Genomic DNA, 20,683 nt, shown 5'->3' on the forward strand with positions numbered 1-20,683 from the left:
AATAAATTTAAATACCTTTCCAGGCTCTGTTGACATTTTATTATCCTGGCCGAAATGCATTCATCTCCGCCTTTCGCTGCTCATTACTATTTCAACTCAAGCTAGCGAAATGTCAACGGACCCTACTATCTTAAAGTGAAAGAAAATCATCAAGTCTGGCGTTTCTTGATAATACTCACTTGTTGTACGACCGGTTGTCGCCAGGGACCGGAAATCTTGTAAGTATAGCCACTGATTCTCTGCATTCCCTGATTAATAATTTTAGAGGCTACCCAGGTGGCTATTCCTGCTATTGGGCCACCTGCAATTGTTGCAACAATGGGTAAACTTGCTGTTATGTGAGGAGAGACTTTTAAATTAAGATCATACAGTTGTCTTACTACATCAAGGTTTCCTTTCATACTGGCATAAGCGACAGGACCATCGATATAACTATCTTGTGTAGTCAGGACACCTTTTGCCAGAGTAAAACTTCCACTAAATTCATCAAAACTGTAACCTGCTTGTGAAAGATCACTGAAATCCAATTTCAAGCGTCTGGGTATAGTTTGTAAACTAAGAATACTTAACAGCTTTCCTAAGCCAAGTTTTTCCTCCGTTTCCGGGCTTAAATTGGTAATGCGACCATTTTTAAAACCGATCCCCATTTGCCCAACGACATTGACTAAGGAAAAATCATGAAAAGCACCAGGCCAGCTCCCTTGAAATCTTACATCTCCTCGATGCGCTTCTACCACTGGGCTAATTTCCCAACTGACCAAACTTTTTGCCAAATCATTAATGTGTAAATCAGCACGAAGTCTCGTTGTATTTATTTTGCCTTCGCGCTGCCACTGCCCTTTTGCGCTTAGTTGATAGTATGGCGATTCCATTTTAAAGGATTCAAGTTGCCATAAATTATTTGCTCTGGTTGTTTTTAAGGTGACGTCGCCTAGATTTAAACCATCAAATTGAAAAGAATGAATACTCAGATCAAGATTTGGCATCTCGGCAGGTTTAAGAGTCCAGGGAGTCGCTTCTCCTAATTTATTTGCGTCAGCCTGTTTGGTGAGACTTAATTTATCAAAAACTCCCGTTAAGCTATTGGTTGATGGCTGATATTTCAAGTTCGCAGCCAATCTTTCCTGTTCGAGGTGGATAGACCAGGAATTATTTGTTGATTTTATTGCTTTGACTGATAAATCCTTATAGTTTTCGCGCCATATCTTAGCTTCGCGCAATTTGAATTCAACATAATTAAGGACATCTATCAAGCCTTTTTTAGTTGTTAAATCCGACAATTTTTCCCAAGTAGCAAGCCATTCTTGTAAATCAAAAGTAGTCAGGGCCCCCACTATACGTAATCCTTTTTGTTTTTGCTCCATCGGAGGTTGGTTACTATCACCTACCAGAATTTCTCCTTTTTGTAAGAGGTATTCTTCTTTAGAACCAGAAAACCATAAATCACTACGTAGCCGATTATCATAATTAAAACGTAACCGGATTGCTTTTGGATTAAAATCAATATCGATTGTTAAGGGCGTTTTTACACCAGCCAACTTCCCTAAGGGTGAGGGTAAATCAATACTTAGCCCCTGCAGAGAAGTGTGAATACGCAAATGGTCCAAATCACTGGGATCATCGGTTAAGGTTAATAAACTTTCTAACCATAAAGAGCCATGCATTAAAGAAAAAACAGGTAAATTAAATTTACTACGTACCACATCCATTGTTGTTTTGCCTTTAATCCTAACTTCCGTATAAGGCTCAGGATGGCGAATTGATTTAATAAGAATTGCGACGGGATAACCCATAATAATCGCTTTTAAGTCGCTGTCTAAAATTCCTTGCTGATCAAATTGCAAAGTACCATTTAACTTATTCAATTGCACATCATCCAAAGTATGATGTACATCGACAGTGTTATTTATAAAGGCCAGATCGCCTAGCGCCAAAACATCATCGTTTTCAGGATAAAGTGGCGCCTCCAGCTGGAGATCGAGCTCCAGTGGGCCTTTCATTTTAAGCATGTTTAAAACAGATAATTTTTTATTTAAAGGAGACGATAAAATATAGGACTGTGCTTTACCTGAATCTGTTGTAATTTTGCTATGGATAAGTAAGGTTTCTTTGTCCAATCCAATATCATTGACACTCAAATTTCCTTTATCTATAACAATGCCCCTGAGATCTGCATGAACAATATCTGCTTCTAAAGCTCTTTTGTTTACCCGTAGATAACCTTCAATGTCTTTAGTTAACGGCCAGTTAGGAGCGAAAATTAAATCGACACCGGTTAAATAGCTTTTTATCGCAAATTCACCGGGTTGTTTATCAAAAGGAAAATCAGCAACCAAACCATTAACGCTCAGCTCACCACTGGCCGTTGCAATACGTTTAACATCACGTTTCAACCAAATAGCCAGTTTCGGTTTCAAATGTTTGACAGGCAAATAAGGTAGCCATTTATGCGCATCATTGGCTGAAAATTCAGCTGTCAAACGTAAACTACCTGCTGAGTTGGTTGATATTTCGTCCACTACTCCCTGAGCACTGAGTAATAGATTGGGATGCTTTAAGACAAGGCGCTCCATACTCAAGCGCATACCATGGCTTAATTCTTTCCAATCAAAAGCCGCATTAAGCGTTTCAAAGGTGATCGGCGGCTGACTTTTATCATCAATGACTGTTTTCTCACCATCGAGCTCTAAACGCCCTTCTGTGGGCTGCCAATGAATAACTCCTGAAAGATTATCTACGCCAAGACGGGTTTCCTGGGCCAGCCACCCCAATTTTGAGAAACGTGTCAAGATATAAGCAATACCACCGTCTTTAACATGCACTTGTGTATCATGAAACTGTCCATGGGGTTTCATAGCCAAAACTGTACTTAGATTATTTGGCCAGGGGATCGATGTAGAACACAACGATTGCAACAGAATATTTTTTATAAAAACAAAATAATCATGGTTGGATCTCTCATAACGAACCAACAAAGAATTTTCAGGCCACAGCGTATCCCCCAAACGTAATTTTATGTGGTCTCCAGCCAATTGCCAGCCTTCTTTGGTAGGGTTCCAGGCTAAATTTGCTTTTAACGATTGCACCAATTGATTTTTTTGCGTTTGAGTATCATCCCAGGCTAGATGATCCAAATCCAACCTTGCCTGAACATTTTCTAATTGCCCTGCGCCAACATCGGCCCATACCTCTATATCCCCCTTTCCACCTAACAGATGAATACGCGATTGAGGGAAAAAGCTTTGCCATTGTGCAAGCAAAAGATCATCAACGGAGAAAAAAGCATGGCCAACAGTCTTATTCAAGGCGCCGGGATCGAGGTACATTTCAGCAAGCAATTGAAAATCAGTCCGCGTCGTTTGCGCAAGATGTGCTTTACCTTTGATACGATAACGTCCAGAACGATTAGCAATGGTAAGATTAAATTCACGGACAGGAATTAATGTGCCATTCTGCAGATAAACCTGTGCAGAGAGATTTTTTATGATAATTTTTTGCTGACTCAGGATCCAGGCAAGAATAGGCTTATAAGTATCTGTATCCCAAGTCATTGTTGACTTATTAGGACCGGTTAAACCATCGACCTGCCATTGCCCATTTTTTTGACGTATGGTTAAGTGCAGCTCATCAAGAAACAATACACCTGGTTGAATTTGCCAGTGCCAAAGGGAACTAAAAATATTTATACCAACTAATAACTTATCAAGCTTGATGAGTTTCTGTTTGCCGTCTGAAATACTAACCTGCTTTAATTTGATTACTGGTTCAAACCAATACCATCCCGTCTCCATAGTATGAATACTAACGGGCTCCCCAAGCAGGGTTGATAAATGATGCTCTACTTCCTTCTTGTATTGCTTAGCCCAAGGGGTAAGCGCGCGGAAAAGGCTAGAAATAACCGCGGCAGTAATAATCAAGATGGCCAGAGGCATCCAGCATCGCTTTAAAAATTTAATCACCGCGTTTTGTTGAGTTAGTGGTAGAGTTTTTACTATACCACTGCTTTTGCGCGTACTCATCACTTTCTTTCTGCTCAGCACGTTCTCTTTTAAGGTTTTGTTGTTGCTCAACCCGCTCAATCAGTTTTTTTACAGCATCTTGCTCGGATTTTACCTGTAAATAAATTGTTTCGCATTTTGAACGTTGCTTTGCAAATTGCGCTAATTGTTGATTGAGTTGAGACAAAGCCATATCAAGCTGGGCAATGAAATCAATACGATTACGTACCCGACCGACTGTACACCCCGCATCGCCTAAATTACTCAGTTGCTGCATATAGTCGTGGCGATAACCGAGCAATTGTTCGTGTTTCATTTTGCCTGTTATAAATTGCTCGCGAGCACGAATTAAATCTTCCATCGCAGTGCGGGTTGCCTGTTCTTTTAATTCAAGAATCCGCAATAATCGGGTTATCCGCTGTTTCATGCGTTTTCCAGTAACTCAGCCAATTCTTGCAAAAGAGCTATACTAGTTGAAAAATCAACCTTTTCATCCATTCCTTGAGCAATGTAGTCTCTAATTTTTTCTCGATAAGCAATGGCTTTGTCCAATTGCTGATCACTACCTTTTGCATAAGCACCTAACAAAATCAAATCCTTATTTTTTTCATAAATCGAAAGGTATTTCTTCAATAATAGCATTTGTTTCATTTGAACTTCCGGAACAATGGCCGGCATAACACGACTAATGGAGGCCTCTAAATCAATGGCTGGAAATTGCCCTGACTCTGCCAACTCACGATCCAGGACAATATGCCCATCAAGAATAGCACGGGCCGCATCCGCAATCGGATCCTGTTGATCATCACCTTCGGTGAGAACCGTATAAAAAGCAGTTATCGAGCCACTTCCTGGTTTGCCATTACCCGCCCTCTCAACTAACTGAGGTAATTTTGCAAAAACCGAAGGAGGATAACCTTTTGTTGCCGGAGGTTCCCCGATGGATAAAGCTATTTCTCGTTGTGCCTGGGCAAAACGTGTTAAAGAATCGATGAGTAACAATACATGCTTGCCCTGATCACGAAAATACTCTGCAATGCTGGTTGCTACCATGGCTCCATGTAGACGCATTAAAGGACTCTCATCAGCTGGCGCTGCTACAACAACGGCCCGTTTTAACCCTTCTTCGCCCAAATTACACTCGATAAATTCTTTGACCTCTCTTCCTCGTTCACCAACTAAACCAACAACCACTAAATCGGCTGCTGTAAAGCGAGTCATAATACTAAGTAACACCGATTTACCCACACCACTTCCAGCAAATAAACCAATACGTTGGCCGCGCCCCACTGTGAGTAGACCATTAATTGCCCGCACACCGACATCTAAAGGTGTGTCTATAGCAGCTCGTTTTAAAGGATTAAAAGGCTGGCTCATCAAAGGATAAGTCTGGGGAGTATCCAGAGGGCCGCCCTCATCAATCGCAATACCTGCCCCATTAAGTACCCTGCCTAACAAATCGTTGCTTACGCCTACTTGTGCCACTTTGCCACTTGGAACAATTAACATGCCAGGTCCAATACCCTGTGTATGTCCTATGGACATCAAATAAGCATTTTCATTATCAAAACCGACCACTTCGGCCTCGACACGTTCTTTATCGCTAATTTTCACCCAGCAACGTGCACCTACTGGTAGATGAAAGCCTTGTGCCTCCAGGGTTAAACCGATTGCTCGACTCACGCGCCCACAATGAATCAAACCCCTATCTGGTTTTGTGCGCAGTATTTTTAAAGCGTTGGTTAATTGCGATTCATAAATTTTCATTGTGAGTCTTTATTGTTAGTTGACTCGGCCCCATCTTCAAGCAAATAGTTTTTGAATAATTTTTGCAAACGGGTTTTCAAGCGTCCATCAAGTTCGCCGTATTCATTTTTTAAATAGAAATCACCTCTCGATAAAGAGGGATCAGCAACCAGTAGCGCCGTCAATCCTGCCACCTGCTGTTCACCCAATTCATTCAATAACCACTCAACATCCAAGGGATTCATAACCAGCTCTCTATCGCCTTGCAAGGTAGAAAATTCACGTTTTATTTCTTCGAGTAAAGTTAATAATTTTTTTGGATGAATTGATAACTCAATACCAATACAGGCTTCACAAATCCAGGCAATGGTTTGGACTATTTCTTGACTCAAAGCATCATCCAGTAATTCGACCGGGTTTTGGATTAGAGTCAGCCAAGAGGCTAATTCTTGTCTTTTTTGTTGTAATTCCGCAGCCGCCTGTTGCATACCTTCTTCGTAAGCTGCTTTTTTAACTTCTTCTCGTAAACGTGCGCATTCCTTCGCAAACTCTTCCTTTTCATCAATTTCGATGACTGGCTCTGGTTCTGGCATTTTCATCTGCCAGACATCAAAAGCATCCTTATCCTTTTCTTCATACAAGGGCTGGAAATCGTTATCCACACTAGTCCTCTTAGCATCTATAGATCGATACAGTTCCATAATTATTTTGATAACAAACCCGTTGGCTCTGTGAGCTTGTTAATTAATTCGCTACAAATAAAACAATGACGTTTAATTGACGGGCATTGCGACACGGTATACATAGAGATACGCGAGCTGCGAAGCGCAGGAAATGACCATCAGTTCATTTTTGGTAGAATTAATTAACAAGCTCTAGATCATCTCGTCGCCACCTTTGGTACCCAGAGCAATTTTACCTTCATCTGCCAGGCTCCTGGCAATGGCCAGGATATCCCGTTGGGCTTTTTCTACATCACTAACCTTTACTGGTCCTTGCATCTCCAAATCGTCGCGTAACAAATCTGAAGCCCGTTTTGACATATTAGTAAAAATCTTTTCTTTGACTGGTTCTGTTGTACCCTTCAGTGCCAACATCAACTGCTCAGTAGATACGTCACGCAATAAAGTCTGTACACTGCGATTATCCATATCCACTAAATTTTCAAAAACAAACATTTTGTCTTTAATCTTGTCGCAAAGATCTTCATCCCATTCATGAATTTTCTCAAGTACTTCAGTCTCTACCGAACCCTCAAGAAAGTTAATCACATCAGCAACACTTTTAATGCCTCCGACTGACGCTATTTTTCCAACTTTCTGACCACTTAATTGCTTTTCAATAACATGCCCAAGCTCAGAAATAGCTTCAGGTTTAACCGTATCAATCGTACACATCCGTAATAAAACTTCAGCTCGTTTTTCCGATGAAAAATAACTCACCACTTCAGCGGATTGTTCACTGTCCAGATGGATAAGAATGGTGGCGATAATTTGTGGATGTTCATTACGGATCACGTCAGCAATAAGACGAGCATCCAACCATTTAAGTCGATTAAGCCCACTATCTTTATCAGATACTAAGATCCTGTCAATAAACGGAATTGCATTTTCCTCACCCAAGGCATTGATCAGTACCGTACGTAAATAATTTTCAGCATCTACTGTCAAACTGGTTTGATCTTCAATCGCAGTTAAAAACTCACCCAACACACCTTGCATTTTTGCTTTACTGACACTGCTCATTGTTGAGATAGCCATACCAACTTTTTGCACTTGACGCGGCTCTAAGTGTTTCAGTACTTCAGCCGCATTTTTCTCTCCCATCCCCAACAACAAAATTGCAGCCCGTTCAATGCCATCCATAGTACTATCCCCGCTCAACCCAAGTTTTAACGACTTGTGCTACCCGTTTTGGCTCTTTATCTACCACCTGACGAAGTAATGACAATTGTGATTCATAATCATTAGCATGAGGCAACATCGCTTGACCCTCGTGAGTAAGTTCCGCAGCCTTCTCCTCTGGGTTTTCTTCCCGACGTACGCCAGATAAGTTCTTGAACAATGGCCTGAGAAGACCAAACACCATCGTCAGTACAAATAATGCAGCACCAACTTGTTTCATTATTGACCAAAAAGAATCTTTTTGCCAAAATTTTTCTTCTGGTAACGGCGGGACCGGATCAGGTTTGACGAAATGACTATTGAGTACATTCAAGCTATCACCCCGTTTGGCATTTAAACCAATTGCGTTGGCAACAAGGACTTTAATTTGCTCAATTTCAGCTTGTGTTAACGGTTTAACTTCCATTTTTTTAGTCTTGGGATTCAAGGTCGGCTTATCATCTACCAAAACAGCAACCGTTAAACGTTTAATTGTTCCTGGTTGATTTTTAGTATGACTAATTGTCTTATCCAATTCAAAATTCTTTGTACTTTGTTTGCGATAGTCACTCGCTTGTACATCAACATCAGCGTTACTTACCTGCGTGCTATTCTTGGCATTGGGGTTATTGTTTTTATTTTGCTGCAAGTTCGCATTGGCTGGCGCTGTATTTGATAAGGAACCTGGAACACCACTGGCATTACCCCCTACATTACGTTTTTCTTCCATACTTTGTTCACTGCGCAGTGATTGCAATTCAGGATTGTACATTTCCTGGGTTTGCTCAAAAGAAGTAAAATCCAGATCCGCTGAAACCTTCGCCCTAACTCGCCCATAGCCAAGTAAAGGCGTTAAGATATCCTGAATTCTTTGTACGTATTGTTGTTCAAGAGTTTGACGATAATCCATAAAGCGTTCGGTATTGGTAAATAATGTTTGCCCTCCGCCCTCACTTAGTAATTGGCCATTTTGATCAACAACAGTGACTCGATTGGCAGAAAGACTTGGAATACTGGAGGCGACTAAATTAATAATCGATGCAATGGTTTGTTTTTTTAATTCAAGTCCCGAATAAACATCAATAAACACCGAAGCACTGGGTTCCCGATTATCCCTGACAAAAGCAGATTCGCGAGGAATAGCCAAATGTACTCGAGCAGATTTGATATCATGAAACTGACTAATAGTACGCGCTAACTCTGTCTCTAACGCTTGTTTATAGCGAGCATTTTCCATAAATTGGCTGCTGTTAAAAACATTGGAATTGGTGGAAAATGCTTCATAACCTGCTCCCTTACCACGTGGCAGGCCTTCCGCAGCTACTTTCAAGCGCGCTTCCTGCGCCTCATCAGCTTGTACCAGTATGGTGCCATGGCTTTTATCAATTTTGAATGGGATATTATTTCGTTGTAAAAGTTCCACAATATCAGCCGCGTCTCGTGGTCCTATTTCACTATAAAGAGGTAGATAGGTAGGTTCACGGGACCATAAAACCACTCCAACACCAATTGCTACACTTGCAGCAAGCCCTAACATCAAGCCCAATTGCCTTGGGACAGAGAGACTTGCAAATCTTGCTGCGGCAGTTGAAGCACTGTCAGCCAATGCCATGATTAACTCCTGTATCTCCAATAGGTGGCTGTTCTTTTTCTAACAGTTCCATCATTATATGCCCGCTATATAGGCATATTCATAATATCTTCATAAGCTTGTACTAATTTGTTTCTTACCCTTAAAGTCGCTTCAAAACCCAAGCTTGATTTCTGTGCGGCGACCATGACCTCACCAATACCGACACTTTTATCACCCAACTCAAATTTGGTTCTTAAATTGTCTGCATTTTGGTGCAATTGATTGACTTCGCCCAAGGCATGTTTAAAAACATCACCAAACGAAGTCTGGGTTGCATTCTCTACACTACTACCTTCAGCTTTAGCTGCCAATACACGCATTTGATTTAGCAAAGAGACGGCATTTATATCGCTCATTATCGTTCTCCTCTATCCCTGCTTAACTGAGTTCCTATACGACATATCCCTCTTCGCGCATTTTTGCTAATTTATAACGCAATGTACGCTCACTCACCCCTAAAACCGCTGCAACTTTTTGACGGTTACCATCATATTCTTTCAGTGTTTGTTCGATTAACTCAAACTCGTGATTCTGAAGATTTTTACTATCAACCTTCTTAACAACCCTTAGTTCATCACCCCCTCCTTGCATTGGTAATTGCAAATGGGGCACTTCAATGATGCCTTGGGTTTGAAGTACTAATGCGCGCTGTACCACATTATCCAGTTCACGAGCATTACCAGGCCAGCTGTATTCAAGTAGAGCTTGCTTGGCTTCATCACTCAAACTTGGAATTAGCGGTTGGTTATTCTGACAATGACGACGAATCAGGTAATTTGCCAACGGAATAATGTCACAAATTCTTTCTCTTAATGGCAACCAGTGGAGAGGAAAAACATTTAAGCGATAATACAAGTCCTCTCGAAAACGGCCTGCCTTAACTTCATCAAGCAATTTTCTATTACTGGTAGCTAATACGCGTACATCAAGATTAATCAGTTTATTAGCCCCTATCCGCTCGACCTCTTTTTCTTGCAGCACCCGCAATAATTTTGCCTGCAGACCCAAATTCATTTCACTGACTTCATCCAGTAATAAAGTACCACCTTGCGCCTGTTCAAATTTCCCAGGAGTCGACTTGTAAGCACCGGTAAACGCTCCCTTTTCATAGCCAAATAAAGTCGCTTCTAACATTTGCTCAGGTATTGCTGCGCAATTAATAGCAATAAAAGGATGTTGCTTACGTGGAGAATGATCATGGATGAAGTGCGCTAACACTTCCTTTCCTGTACCACTTTCACCGCTGATCATCACCCCAACATCTGATTGCGCAACTCGCAACGCCATTGACAACAAGGCCTGGCTCTTCGGATCTTGAGCCACTGGCTGACTATCATCGTCTAAGATAACAGGTTTGATGTAGCGATTAATTTTTTCAGTAAGCGCGTGCGCACTAAAAGGTTTTTGCAGATAATCAACCGCACCATGACGCATTGCAGCAACGGCATCTTCAACTGAGCCATGCGCTGTCATCAAAATAACAGGAACGCCTGGATTTCGACGTTGAATTTCAGCAAGAAGTTGTTGCCCATCTATCTTATCCATACGCACATCACTTAAAATAATTGCGGGGCTATGGCGCTCCAGCATGGCCAATGCTTCTTTACCATCTTTCGCTGCCAGATAAGAGTGTCCTGCCAGATTCATTGTTTCTGCCAGTGCTTCACGTAAAACGGGATCATCTTCAACAATTAACACGTCACTCATGAGTTATCCTCGGGTAAAATACCATTATCCTGGTAGATTAATCGTTATACAACTCCCTTGCCCTGGTAAAGAATCTAACATAACCTCTCCACCGTGCGCTCTTACAACTGCGTAAACAACAGCAAGCCCCAATCCTGTTCCCTGTGCTTTCGTGGTGAAAAAAGGAGTAAAGGCCTGACCTCTTACATCATCAGGCATCCCGAGACCATTGTCGATCATTTTAAATTGCACGCCACCATTGGCCTGATCCTCAATGGTGAGACTGATACAATTTGCCTTGGCTTGCAAGGCATTGATAACGAGATTTAACACAGCCCCGATAAATGATTCTCTATGCAAAAGCAATTCATCTTTCTGTGATTGATTATCAATCGTGAAACTTGCAGACTCAGCCTGAATAAAAGGCTGAGCTCGTTCAGCTAACTGATTACAACAATCTTGTAGTGATACCGAAACAAGCTCAATCATTTCACCTTTGGCAAATAACAACAACTCTTGAATTTGCTGTTCTATACTGGCATGGCAACCTTGTAACCGTGTAATCCACTGTAAACAACGGCTATCACTCTGTGGCTGCGCGGCTAAATGCTCTGTGTAGAGTATTGCTGATGACAAAGGGGTCCTAATCTGGTGAGCAAGCTGGGCAGTCATTCTACCCATAGCCATTAAACGATGCTGATTTGCCCTGGATTGTTCATAATCACGGCTAGCTGTCACATCGGTTAAGGTAATTAATTGTCCTGGTAAACTTTCGAGCGAAGAAATGGCTACGTGTAATCTATGACCATTCACTAAAGAAACTTCATGACCATCATCGGCGCGAGGAGCAAAAACTTGCTTAATTACCCTAAGCCAGGCAATTCCCTGTAGTCCCGTTCCTAACAGGTCCTCAGCAGCTTTATTGAGCCAGACAATGTAACCTTGCGCATTCAGCACAACAAGACCAGAAGGCAGACAAGCTAAAATGTCTTGAGCAGGTAAGCTGACTGCTGCTTGTGTTTCGTTTAGAGAAACCTCAGTGCAATGCATACATTAGTACCTTGATTAATTGGAAAACCCATAGCAAAGTTTAAGCCAAAACTAAAATATAAATAAAATCAGATAATTAATCTATAAAAAACGAATTAAAGTCGCTATTTTGACATTTATAAAAGGTTTGGCGTCAAATTAAACTTGCTTCAACTTTATAATAAAGACAAGATTATACCATATACTGTAAACTGCCTCTGAACCCGGCTTAGATCTCACTCTTGAAGTTACAAAAATTGGGGACTCAATGCAAACTATACATCAATTACTAAATTACATCTTACATATAGATACTTATCTTATTGCTTTTGTATCAGCGTATGGTATTTGGACCTATCTGGCATTGTTCGTCATTATATTTTGTGAAACAGGGTTAGTGATAACCCCTTTTCTACCAGGTGATTCTTTGCTTTTTGCTGCAGGCAGTCTTGCAGCACAGCAAAGTACGCCTTTGAGTATTCTGCCTTTATTCAGTCTATTAGTAATCGCATCGATTGTCGGGAACCAAATAAATTATTTGGTAGGAAAAGCTATTGGCCCACGGGTATTTTCTGCAAATCATTCTCGATTATTGAATAAAAAATACTTAATTGAAGCCCATCAGTTTTATGAAAGGCATGGAGGGAAAACAATTATCCTCGCTCGCTTTATTCCTATCATTCGCACCTTTGCTCCTTTTGTGGCTGGAGTCGGCTATATGACCGTCTCATTATTTTCCATCTACAATCTGGTTAGTGCTCTGCTTTGGGTAGGCAGTTTGCTCAGCTTAGGATATTTTTTTGGTTCTATTCCGATTATCAAGGACAATTTTGCCGTCGTTATTTATGGCATTATTGCCCTCTCCCTTCTACCACCCGTTTTGGCTTTCCTTTATCGTAAGATAAATGCTGCCACCCACAAACTTGTTTAGGGGCTATTTGCTGCCCGCTACTCGATTATCAAGCCATAGGCAAATGCAGGTTGGCCGCCTCTCCCAACAGCTTGTCGGGCCAAGGCCTAACCTGCATGTCTCAAAATCAAGTCATTACTAATTAAGGCGAATGTAAACAGCCCCTAAATAATCTCAGAATTTACTTCTTCCCTGCTTTTTCATCCAGTTTCCGCAAGAATGCCATTTTTTCCGCAATTTTACTTTCAAGGCCTCGTGGAACTGGTTGATACCAGTGAGGTTCCCTCATTCCTTCCGGTAAATAGTTTTCCCCTGCAGCATAAGCATCCGGTTCATCATGAGCATAACGGTACTCATGGCCATAACCCAAATCTTTCATCAATTTGGTCGGTGCGTTGCGCAGATGAAGTGGTACTTCCCGCGATTTGTCCTGCTTCACGAAAGCCATCGCTTTATTATAAGCAACATAGCCAGCATTACTTTTAGCTGCAACTGCCATATAGATAACCGCCTGAGCAAGGGCCAGCTCTCCTTCAGGGGAACCCAAACGCTCGTACGTTACCGCAGAATCATTAGCAAGCTGCATAGCTCGTGGATCAGCTAATCCAATATCCTCCCAAGCCATTCTCACAATGCGTCGCGAAAGATAATAGGGATCTACTCCGCCATCAAGCATACGGCATAACCAATAAAGCGCTGCATCAGGATTGGAGCCACGAACTGATTTATGTAAGGCGGAAATCTGATCGTAAAAGTTTTCTCCACTCTTATCAAAACGACGTCTTGTCGAACTCAGTGCATTTTTAATTAATTCAGCAGTAATTTTGACTGTCCCTTGAACCTGCGCAGCTGTATTGACTTGCTCTAAAAGATTTAAAAGCCGACGGGCGTCTCCATCAGCGGAAGCAACAAGATGAGCCTCAGCGTCAGCTTCAAATTGCAGATGGCTAAGTACTCTCTCCTGAGCACGAACTAATAAACGTTTAAGCTCCGTCTCTGTTAAGGGCTTTAACACATAAACCTGGGCGCGGGACAATAAGGCAGAGTTGACTTCAAAAGAAGGGTTTTCTGTTGTTGCGCCAATAAAAGTGATGAGACCTGACTCAGTAAAAGGTAGTAAAGCATCTTGTTGCGATTTATTAAAACGGTGAATTTCATCAATAAAAAGTAACGTTTGTCGTTGTTGCATTAAATGCTGGTTGGCTTCCTCAACCGCAGCACGTATATCTTTAACACCAGAAAAAACAGCAGAAAGTGCTATCCACTCACAATCAAACGCCGCTGCACTTAGTCGTGCCAAGGTTGTTTTTCCTACACCAGGTGGTCCCCACAAAATCATGGAATGCGGCTTACCGGATTCAAAAGCAAGCCGTAATGGTTTCCCTGTTCCTAACAAATGCTCTTGCCCGATTACCTCATCCCAATGTTTGGGTCTTAATAACTCTGCGAGAGGAGCATTCGGTTGGGTATTAAATAAATTCATTGTTGTACTACATCTGTTCCTTTAGGCGGCTTAAATTGAAACAACCTGGCAGCAACTTTAGGGTTGGTTTTTACGTTCTTCAAATTGACAACGGTGTGTTGGCCAAGTTGATCAAACATTTCAATAGCAATTAATACATTACGATTAAAAATCAGCTTCATTCGCTGAAAATTGGCTTTATGGGATTTAGATCGCAAATCATAAGCTTGCTTATCACCAGCCGTCGTTGCAGTGACATCAAAATCACGGGTAACCGTATCATCATAACCACTTAAAAACAGAGCTGCCGTACCACCCAAGCTTTTTTCCTGTTTTTTAACGGTTACTTGCTCCAGGTCAACATCATAAACCCAAAGCTTTTTTCCATCAGCAACGACCAATTGCTCCATAGGACTTTTAGTTTGCCAGCGAAAACGTCCGGGACGCTCAAGAGCCATAGTTCCGGAAGAACGTGAGATTTCTTTTTCTTTGGTTTTGATGACTTGACTGAAACTGGCAGTCATACTGCGAATAGCATTGAGTTTTGTCTGTAAAATATCCCCCACCGACTCGCAACAGGCATTACCGGCAAATACAAGCGATAACAATAAAACTAATTTTTTCATAGTTAATCCTCATTGGCTGTAGACACTAATACATCTCTGAACCCCCCATCCAAGGGTCCTACAATTCCGGTCCGCTCCATTTCTTCGACTAGTCGTGCAGCTCGGTTATAACCTATTTTCAAGCGACGTTGTACAGAAGAAATACTCGCTTTGCGTGTTTGAATCACGAACTCAACAGCCTGATCATAAAGAGGATCTGTCTCTTCTGTCTCTTGTCCTTCTTCGCCGAAACCACCCTCAGAACCTTCACCAACTGTTTGGATAATATCATCAATGTATTCAGGCTCACCACGTGCACGCCAATCATCAGCGACGCGATGCACTTCTTTATCATCAACAAATGCTCCGTGTACACGTAATGGGGCTCCGCTTCCAGGCGCTAAATAAAGCATGTCCCCATGGCCAAGTAACTGTTCAGCCCCTTGCTGATCAAGAATGGTGCGAGAATCTATTTTTGAAGAGACCTGAAAAGACATTCGAGTAGGGATATTTGATTTAATTAGCCCCGTTAACACATCCACAGAAGGCCGTTGTGTTGCCAGAATCAAATGGATACCCGCTGCACGGGCTTTTTGGGCAATACGAGCGATTAGTTGCTCTACCTTTTTACCTACCACCATCATCATATCGGCTAGTTCATCAATGATGACTACTACATAAGGCAACGCTTGCAAGAGAGGTGCAGTTTCATCTACAGAATCAACCGGTTTCCACAAAGGATCAGCCAAGGGCTCCCCTTTTGCCTCAGCTTCCGCAATCTTGGCATTAAAACCTGCCAGATTTCGAACCCCTAAAGAAGCCATTAAACGATAGCGCCGCTCCATCTCACCGACACACCAGCGTAAAGCACTGGCAGCTTCTTTCATATCAGTCACTACGGGCGTTAATAAGTGTGGGATCCCATCATAAACTGATAATTCGAGCATTTTGGGATCAACCATAATTAGTCGTACTTGTTCAGGAGTTGATTTAAACAAGAGGCTCAAAATCATTGCATTGATCCCTACTGATTTACCAGAACCAGTTGTCCCAGCTACAAGTAAATGAGGCATTTTTGCCAAATCAACTACCATTGGATGGCCTGCAATATCAACACCCAAAGCCAGGGTTAATGGTGAATGGGATTGCTGGTAAACATCCGCTGATAACACTTCGGACAAAGAGACCATATCCCGTTGTTGATTCGGTAACTCTAGACCAACGACTGTCTTACCCGGAATAACCTCAACCACTCTCACACTGGTAACCGATAAAGAGCGAGCTAAATCCTTAGCCAGTGCTGACAGTTTACTCACTTTAATCCCGGCTGCCAGTTGTAATTCAAAGCGAGTGATTACTGGCCCGGGATGGACAGCAACTACATCTGCCTGAATACCGAAATCCAATAAATGCTGTTCGACTTCTCGCGATACTGTTTCCAACTCCTGGTGGGTGTACCCTCCCATCACCTTACCGGGTCGTCCTTTATCAAGCAGGCTAAGTGCTGGTAAACTACCCGTCGGCGCTTGTGCAGGTGGCTTGGCAACAGCGCGAACTGGCTCTTTTACAGATTTCAAAATAGAGGGAGCAGGTATACTGGGTGTAATCACGGGAGAGGGTGTTTTGATGACTGGGTCAAGAGGCTCCAGGGAAGGTATATTCGCTACGACAGGCTTCTCTTTTTTTCCACCTATTAATGGACGTGTTGGTTTACTGCTCTTAACAACAGTTGATTTTTCTCGTTCTCTGAAACGCCTAACCACTGCTCGTATGAAACGAGAGCCTCTAACCAGGCCACGAAAACTGCGATTTAGTACGGTAGCGGAATAAAAGCCAAGTAATTCTGTAGCTCCAATCCAGGAGAGTCCCGTTAACAGGGTAATACCCACTAGTAAAATAGCAAACAGCAATAAAGCAGCCCCCTGGGCGTTCAACGCATAATCAAAACCACCGGAAACAAAACTGCCAAGTATGCCACCTGCACTATGCACTGCATCAATTGGCGCAATAGATGATAAACTTAGCAACCCACAACTGCCAATCATCAGAAAAACCAATCCACTGCCACGTAAAAACATGGCTGGCCGATTCACAATCCGCAAGGAACGCAGATCTTTTAAAATTAGCCAGGCAACATAGGCAAAACAGAACGGTAAAAGGTATGCGAGATAACCAAAAATAAAATAAAGTCCGTCAGCAATATAAGCACCAACCTGACCACCTGCATTGCCTATCCCGGTATTTCCTTTATTGGCATGTGACCAACCTGGATCAGTGGTTTGATAAGTACTAAGCGCGAGTAAAATGAAGAAAGCACAGGTTAATACCAAAATAAAGCTGCCTTCACTAACACGTTTCAGCAAGAAATTTGGCATAGCCTGCTTCGGGGTGCTGGCCTGATTACCCGTTTGTTGTTTTCGCATAGGTATTTTAATGTGCCTTATTTTGTCATACTATTTGCCATCTTAACATAATTCATAAGGAAGGCAGAGATGATAAGCGAAAGCAATCACCATCGCCTGATAATTCTTGGCTCAGGCCCCGCCGGGTATACTGCAGCGGTCTACGCCGCCCGTGCTAATCTTAAGCCGGTACTCATTACTGGTATGCAGCCAGGTGGCCAATTAACCACAACAACTGATGTCGATAACTGGCCTGGCGATGTAGAAGGCTTACAGGGTCCGGCGCTAATGGATCGCATGCAACAGCATGCTGAGCGCTTTGACACTAAAATTATCTTCGATCATATTGTAAAGGCAGATCTACAGCAACGTCCTTTTGTCTTGCAAGGGGATAGTGAAACATATACCTGCGACGCGCTGATTATAGCAACCGGGGCATCTGCCCGTTACCTGGGTCTTCCCTCAGAAAAAGCCTACCAGGGACGTGGGGTTTCAGCCTGCGCAACCTGTGATGGCTTTTTTTATCGTAACAAAGCTGTTTGCGTTATAGGCGGAGGCAACACCGCCGTTGAAGAGGCCTTATACCTGTCAAACATTGCTGCTTCTGTTACCCTTATTCATCGCCGTGATAGTTTACGTGCCGAGAAAATTCTCCAGGATCAACTCGTTGAAAAAACACGTACAGGTAATATAAAACTCTTATGGCATCATACCTTGGAAGAAGTGCTTGGTGATGATATGAAAGTCACGGGAGCCCGTGTACGCAATGTTCTCGATGATAGCTGCCATGATCTGACTGTTGATGGCGTTTTTATTGCGATTGGCCATGATCCCAATACTGGTTTGTTTAAAGAACAACTTGCCATGAAAGATGGCTATCTTACTATCCGCTCCGGTTTGGAAGGCATGGCTACTGCTACCAGTATCAATGGGGTTTTTGCCTGTGGTGATGTCGCTGATCATGTTTATCGCCAGGCCATTACTTCAGCAGGTTTTGGTTGCATGGCTGCTTTAGATGCTGAAAAATATTTGGATAGTTTAGGTTCTATTACAAATTCATAATTTCAATCGCACACACCTTGATTTTTTATTTATTCAAGTGACATTTAGATCTTGAATACTGAGGATGCCCTTGGGGAAAATCAAGGTAGAATCACTGTTGCTAATAGAGTAAATCTTAGTATCGGGCTGGACCATTGATTAGGCCTGCCCCCCCATATAGCTGCTGCGTATTTATGGAATGACGTTCGTTTAGCGATATAAAACAGGATCCTGTTTTTTATATTAAACTCACATTAATACCAAAAGCAGGAGGCCGACCATTCCCTCTTCAACATCCCGGACAAATCAAGACATAAATTTCCCTGATCCTGAGAGTAGTGATGCCCAGGGCTTGCTGGCAATTGGCGGGGATTTGTCACCAGAGCGCTTGTTAGCGGCTTATAAGCAAGGTATTTTTCCATGGTTTGAACCAGGGTGTCCTATTCTTTGGTGGTCACCCAATCCTCGTTTGATTTTAAAACCCCAAGCATTTAAAGTGTCCCACAGTTTAAAACAGGCCCTTAAAAAACCTTATCGCTTCACTGTTGATACAGCCTTTAGTGAAGTCATTTTCGCTTGTGCTAACAGTGAGGGAAGAGTAAATAATACCTGGATTACTGACAGCATGAGAGACGCCTATACCCTCTTACACCAAATGGGTTATGCACATTCTTTTGAAATATGGTTAGATGAGCAGCTAGTTGGTGGCTTATACGGTATCAGTCTAGGACGAGCTTTTTTTGGTGAATCCATGTTCCATCGACTTCGGGATACTTCAAAATTAGCCTTGTACTATCTTTGCCATACTTTGGCGGCCTGGAACTTTGATTTTATAGATTGCCAATTACCTACCGAACATCTGCAAAGTTTAGGTGCAGTAATTATCAGTCGCCGTGAATTTTTGCACCATTTACAGGAAACATTAGAATACCCTACTCGGCAAGGGCTATGGACAAAAGAGGTTGCCTAAAGAAAAATATTGACTTAGAGGAAAGACTGGATTGCCATTTTTCTTATTTTAGTGCACTATTTGCGCCTTATTGAGTTTCATTTTTGAGGACCCATGGCAAAAGAAGATCATATTGAGATGTTTGGTACTGTAGTTGATACCTTACCAAATACTATGTTTCGTGTTGAACTTGAAAACGGTCACGTTGTCACTGCTCATATTTCTGGCCGTATGCGCAAAAACTATATTCGCATATTAACTGGTGATAAGGTCAAAGTAGAGTTAACACCCTATGATCTAAGCAAGGGTCGTATTATTTTCCGAGATAAAAATTAACTCATAGATCCGAGCTGCCGTCTTTTGAGTCTTGCATACCACTGATTCACATTGGGCGTAGTTCTATGCGTCTGTCTTTATCAATCAGTAACAAATGATTAGCCGGCACATCACCCCATTGGTCACTGATATTGGTTAATTTCTCCGAAGTTACCAAGATACACTCATGTTTATGATTTTCCTTTAGCTTATGGAAGTGAGCCCTGCCAGCAAAACAAGCGCCATTAAAATAGTGCAGTGACTCAGGAGAATCATCTTTATCAGTACAATAACGACTAGCCACTATCCTCTCACCATCAGTAAGGCAGATATTAAAATAGGAAGGGCCTTTCGTACCAAACTGCTGAACCAATTGATTCACTTCATACAGAGTGTCTTCTAATGTATCTGCTACAACTGACAATTTACTAAGATCTCTCCCCTTGGCCAATTGTAGAAAAAGGCCAAATAAATGTTCCGAATCCGTTTCTCCTTGAATCCAATGGTAAATATCATCCTCCAATAAATGCCGTAAATGGCGTTTAACGACAATAAAATCGTTAATCCCTCCATTATGCATTAGCATCCATCGTCCATGAATAAAGGGATGGCAATTATAGTTAGTCACACCGCCGGCACTGGCAGCACGCACATGAGCAAAAAAACAGGGGGATTTAATTTTTGCAGTCAAATAAAGCAAATTCCTATCATTCCACGCTGGTGAAATGGATGTAAACAACGCAGGTTCTGTACTGATAGAGGGGACATACCAACCCAGCCCAAAACCGTCACCATTTGTAGGGATTGTGGATTCCCGAGCATGTAAGCTTTGCATTATAATAGAATTAACTGGTTTAACCAGTACATCTTCCAGCACAACATCATGTCCACGGTAGGCAACAAAACGGCACATAAGCGCGCTCCATTTTATTTTTAACTATAGCAAGAAAAGTTAACTCCTGTGGTTAGAAATTGTTGATATTACTACTATCTTGGCGTTTCGGCTCCACTATCAGGCTTAAAA

17 protein-coding genes are annotated in these 20,683 nt (G+C 42.1%); 4 read left to right on the forward strand and 13 right to left on the reverse strand.

Annotation, left to right across the window (positions count from 1 at the left end; translation table 11 throughout):
• Window positions 1-149 precede the first annotated feature (149 nt).
• From Lfee_RS15185 to Lfee_RS15225, 9 genes are all read right to left on the reverse strand, one after another.
• The gene (locus Lfee_RS15185; RefSeq protein ID WP_064088332.1) at window positions 150-4,019 is read right to left on the reverse strand and encodes a YhdP family protein; all 3,870 of its coding nucleotides are present in this window, start codon (window positions 4,017-4,019) and stop codon (window positions 150-152) included.
• A complete protein-coding gene (gene fliJ, locus Lfee_RS15190) occupies window positions 3,952-4,425 on the reverse strand; it encodes a flagellar export protein FliJ (protein ID WP_058447821.1) in 474 nt (157 codons plus the stop codon). Before fliJ ends, Lfee_RS15185 begins: the two co-directional genes overlap by 68 nt.
• Window positions 4,422-5,765, reverse strand: coding sequence for a flagellar protein export ATPase FliI (gene fliI, locus Lfee_RS15195; protein WP_058447822.1), 1,344 nt, complete (start codon window positions 5,763-5,765; stop codon window positions 4,422-4,424). The genes fliJ and fliI overlap by 4 nt, the downstream gene beginning before the upstream one ends.
• Complete coding sequence (locus Lfee_RS15200) at window positions 5,762-6,406, reverse strand: FliH/SctL family protein (RefSeq protein ID WP_058447823.1); 645 nt, start codon at window positions 6,404-6,406, stop codon at window positions 5,762-5,764. Before Lfee_RS15200 ends, fliI begins: the two co-directional genes overlap by 4 nt.
• A gap of 213 nt (window positions 6,407-6,619) precedes the next feature.
• Window positions 6,620-7,609, reverse strand: a complete 990-nt coding sequence (fliG, locus tag Lfee_RS15205) for a flagellar motor switch protein FliG (RefSeq protein WP_058447824.1) — start codon at window positions 7,607-7,609, stop codon at window positions 6,620-6,622.
• Between the two features lie 4 nt (window positions 7,610-7,613).
• Window positions 7,614-9,239: a flagellar basal-body MS-ring/collar protein FliF gene (gene fliF, locus Lfee_RS15210; RefSeq protein ID WP_058447825.1), complete on the reverse strand. Its 1,626-nt coding sequence runs from the start codon at window positions 9,237-9,239 to the stop codon at window positions 7,614-7,616.
• A 65-nt stretch (window positions 9,240-9,304) separates the two neighbouring features.
• Window positions 9,305-9,616 (reverse strand): flagellar hook-basal body complex protein FliE, encoded by a 312-nt coding sequence (gene fliE / locus Lfee_RS15215; RefSeq protein WP_058447826.1) that lies wholly within the window; start codon window positions 9,614-9,616, stop codon window positions 9,305-9,307.
• Window positions 9,617-9,650: 34 nt separating this feature from the next.
• Window positions 9,651-10,967: a sigma-54-dependent transcriptional regulator gene (locus tag Lfee_RS15220; RefSeq protein WP_058447827.1), complete on the reverse strand. Its 1,317-nt coding sequence runs from the start codon at window positions 10,965-10,967 to the stop codon at window positions 9,651-9,653.
• Window positions 10,968-10,991: 24 nt separating this feature from the next.
• Entirely contained in the window at window positions 10,992-11,996 is a 1,005-nt protein-coding gene (locus Lfee_RS15225; RefSeq protein WP_058447828.1) for a sensor histidine kinase, read from the reverse strand.
• 247 nt (window positions 11,997-12,243) lie between these two features.
• On the opposite strand from Lfee_RS15225, the gene Lfee_RS15230 reads away from it, so the two are divergent.
• The gene (locus Lfee_RS15230; protein ID WP_058447829.1) at window positions 12,244-12,906 is read left to right on the forward strand and encodes a DedA family protein; all 663 of its coding nucleotides are present in this window, start codon (window positions 12,244-12,246) and stop codon (window positions 12,904-12,906) included.
• A gap of 160 nt (window positions 12,907-13,066) precedes the next feature.
• On the opposite strand, the gene Lfee_RS15235 is transcribed toward Lfee_RS15230, so the two are convergent.
• The 3 genes from Lfee_RS15235 to Lfee_RS15245 are packed head-to-tail and all read right to left on the reverse strand — an operon-like array spanning window position 13,067 to window position 17,375.
• Window positions 13,067-14,368 (reverse strand): replication-associated recombination protein A, encoded by a 1,302-nt coding sequence (locus Lfee_RS15235; protein ID WP_058447830.1) that lies wholly within the window; start codon window positions 14,366-14,368, stop codon window positions 13,067-13,069.
• Entirely contained in the window at window positions 14,365-14,973 is a 609-nt protein-coding gene (gene lolA, locus Lfee_RS15240; RefSeq protein WP_058447831.1) for an outer membrane lipoprotein periplasmic chaperone LolA, read from the reverse strand. Before lolA ends, Lfee_RS15235 begins: the two co-directional genes overlap by 4 nt.
• A 2-nt stretch (window positions 14,974-14,975) precedes the next feature.
• Complete coding sequence (locus Lfee_RS15245; RefSeq protein WP_058447832.1) at window positions 14,976-17,375, reverse strand: DNA translocase FtsK; 2,400 nt, start codon at window positions 17,373-17,375, stop codon at window positions 14,976-14,978.
• A 69-nt stretch (window positions 17,376-17,444) separates the two neighbouring features.
• Between Lfee_RS15245 and trxB the strand changes: the two genes are divergently transcribed.
• The 3 genes from trxB to infA all read left to right on the forward strand — a co-directional run bounded on the left by trxB (window position 17,445) and on the right by infA (window position 19,680).
• Window positions 17,445-18,416: a thioredoxin-disulfide reductase gene (gene trxB / locus Lfee_RS15250; RefSeq protein WP_370446988.1), complete on the forward strand. Its 972-nt coding sequence runs from the start codon at window positions 17,445-17,447 to the stop codon at window positions 18,414-18,416.
• Between the two features lie 259 nt (window positions 18,417-18,675).
• Window positions 18,676-19,365, forward strand: a complete 690-nt coding sequence (gene aat, locus Lfee_RS15255) for a leucyl/phenylalanyl-tRNA--protein transferase (protein ID WP_058447833.1) — start codon at window positions 18,676-18,678, stop codon at window positions 19,363-19,365.
• 93 nt (window positions 19,366-19,458) lie between these two features.
• Window positions 19,459-19,680, forward strand: coding sequence for a translation initiation factor IF-1 (gene infA / locus Lfee_RS15260; protein ID WP_058447834.1), 222 nt, complete (start codon window positions 19,459-19,461; stop codon window positions 19,678-19,680).
• Between the two features lie 46 nt (window positions 19,681-19,726).
• Here infA and Lfee_RS15265 read toward each other — a convergent pair whose 3' ends face one another.
• Window positions 19,727-20,572 carry a class II glutamine amidotransferase gene (locus Lfee_RS15265; RefSeq protein ID WP_058447835.1) on the reverse strand — a complete coding sequence of 282 codons (846 nt, stop codon included), beginning with the start codon at window positions 20,570-20,572 and terminating at the stop codon, window positions 19,727-19,729.
• Between the last annotated feature and the right edge of the window lie 111 nt (window positions 20,573-20,683).

This window comes from Legionella feeleii (assembly GCF_001467625.1).
Classification (GTDB): Bacteria; Pseudomonadota; Gammaproteobacteria; order Legionellales; family Legionellaceae; genus Tatlockia; species Tatlockia feeleii.

Excerpts from the sequence above, each read along its gene's own strand:
- Lfee_RS15185 (WP_064088332.1), bottom strand. The coding sequence starts at position 4,019 with ATGAGTACGCGCAAAAGCAGTGGTATAGTAAAAACTCTACCACTAACT.
- fliJ (WP_058447821.1), bottom strand. The coding sequence starts at position 4,425 with ATGAAACAGCGGATAACCCGATTATTGCGGATTCTTGAATTAAAAGAA.
- fliI (WP_058447822.1), bottom strand. The coding sequence starts at position 5,765 with ATGAAAATTTATGAATCGCAATTAACCAACGCTTTAAAAATACTGCGC.
- fliG (WP_058447824.1), bottom strand. The coding sequence starts at position 7,609 with ATGGATGGCATTGAACGGGCTGCAATTTTGTTGTTGGGGATGGGAGAG.
- fliF (WP_058447825.1), bottom strand. The coding sequence starts at position 9,239 with ATGGCATTGGCTGACAGTGCTTCAACTGCCGCAGCAAGATTTGCAAGT.
- fliE (WP_058447826.1), bottom strand. The coding sequence starts at position 9,616 with ATGAGCGATATAAATGCCGTCTCTTTGCTAAATCAAATGCGTGTATTG.
- Lfee_RS15220 (WP_058447827.1), bottom strand. The coding sequence starts at position 10,967 with ATGAGTGACGTGTTAATTGTTGAAGATGATCCCGTTTTACGTGAAGCA.
- Lfee_RS15225 (WP_058447828.1), bottom strand. The coding sequence starts at position 11,996 with ATGCATTGCACTGAGGTTTCTCTAAACGAAACACAAGCAGCAGTCAGC.
- Lfee_RS15230 (WP_058447829.1), top strand. The coding sequence starts at position 12,244 with ATGCAAACTATACATCAATTACTAAATTACATCTTACATATAGATACT.
- Lfee_RS15235 (WP_058447830.1), bottom strand. The coding sequence starts at position 14,368 with ATGAATTTATTTAATACCCAACCGAATGCTCCTCTCGCAGAGTTATTA.
- lolA (WP_058447831.1), bottom strand. The coding sequence starts at position 14,973 with ATGAAAAAATTAGTTTTATTGTTATCGCTTGTATTTGCCGGTAATGCC.
- Lfee_RS15245 (WP_058447832.1), bottom strand. The coding sequence starts at position 17,375 with ATGCGAAAACAACAAACGGGTAATCAGGCCAGCACCCCGAAGCAGGCT.
- trxB (WP_370446988.1), top strand. The coding sequence starts at position 17,445 with ATGATAAGCGAAAGCAATCACCATCGCCTGATAATTCTTGGCTCAGGC.
- infA (WP_058447834.1), top strand. The coding sequence starts at position 19,459 with ATGGCAAAAGAAGATCATATTGAGATGTTTGGTACTGTAGTTGATACC.
- Lfee_RS15265 (WP_058447835.1), bottom strand. The coding sequence starts at position 20,572 with ATGTGCCGTTTTGTTGCCTACCGTGGACATGATGTTGTGCTGGAAGAT.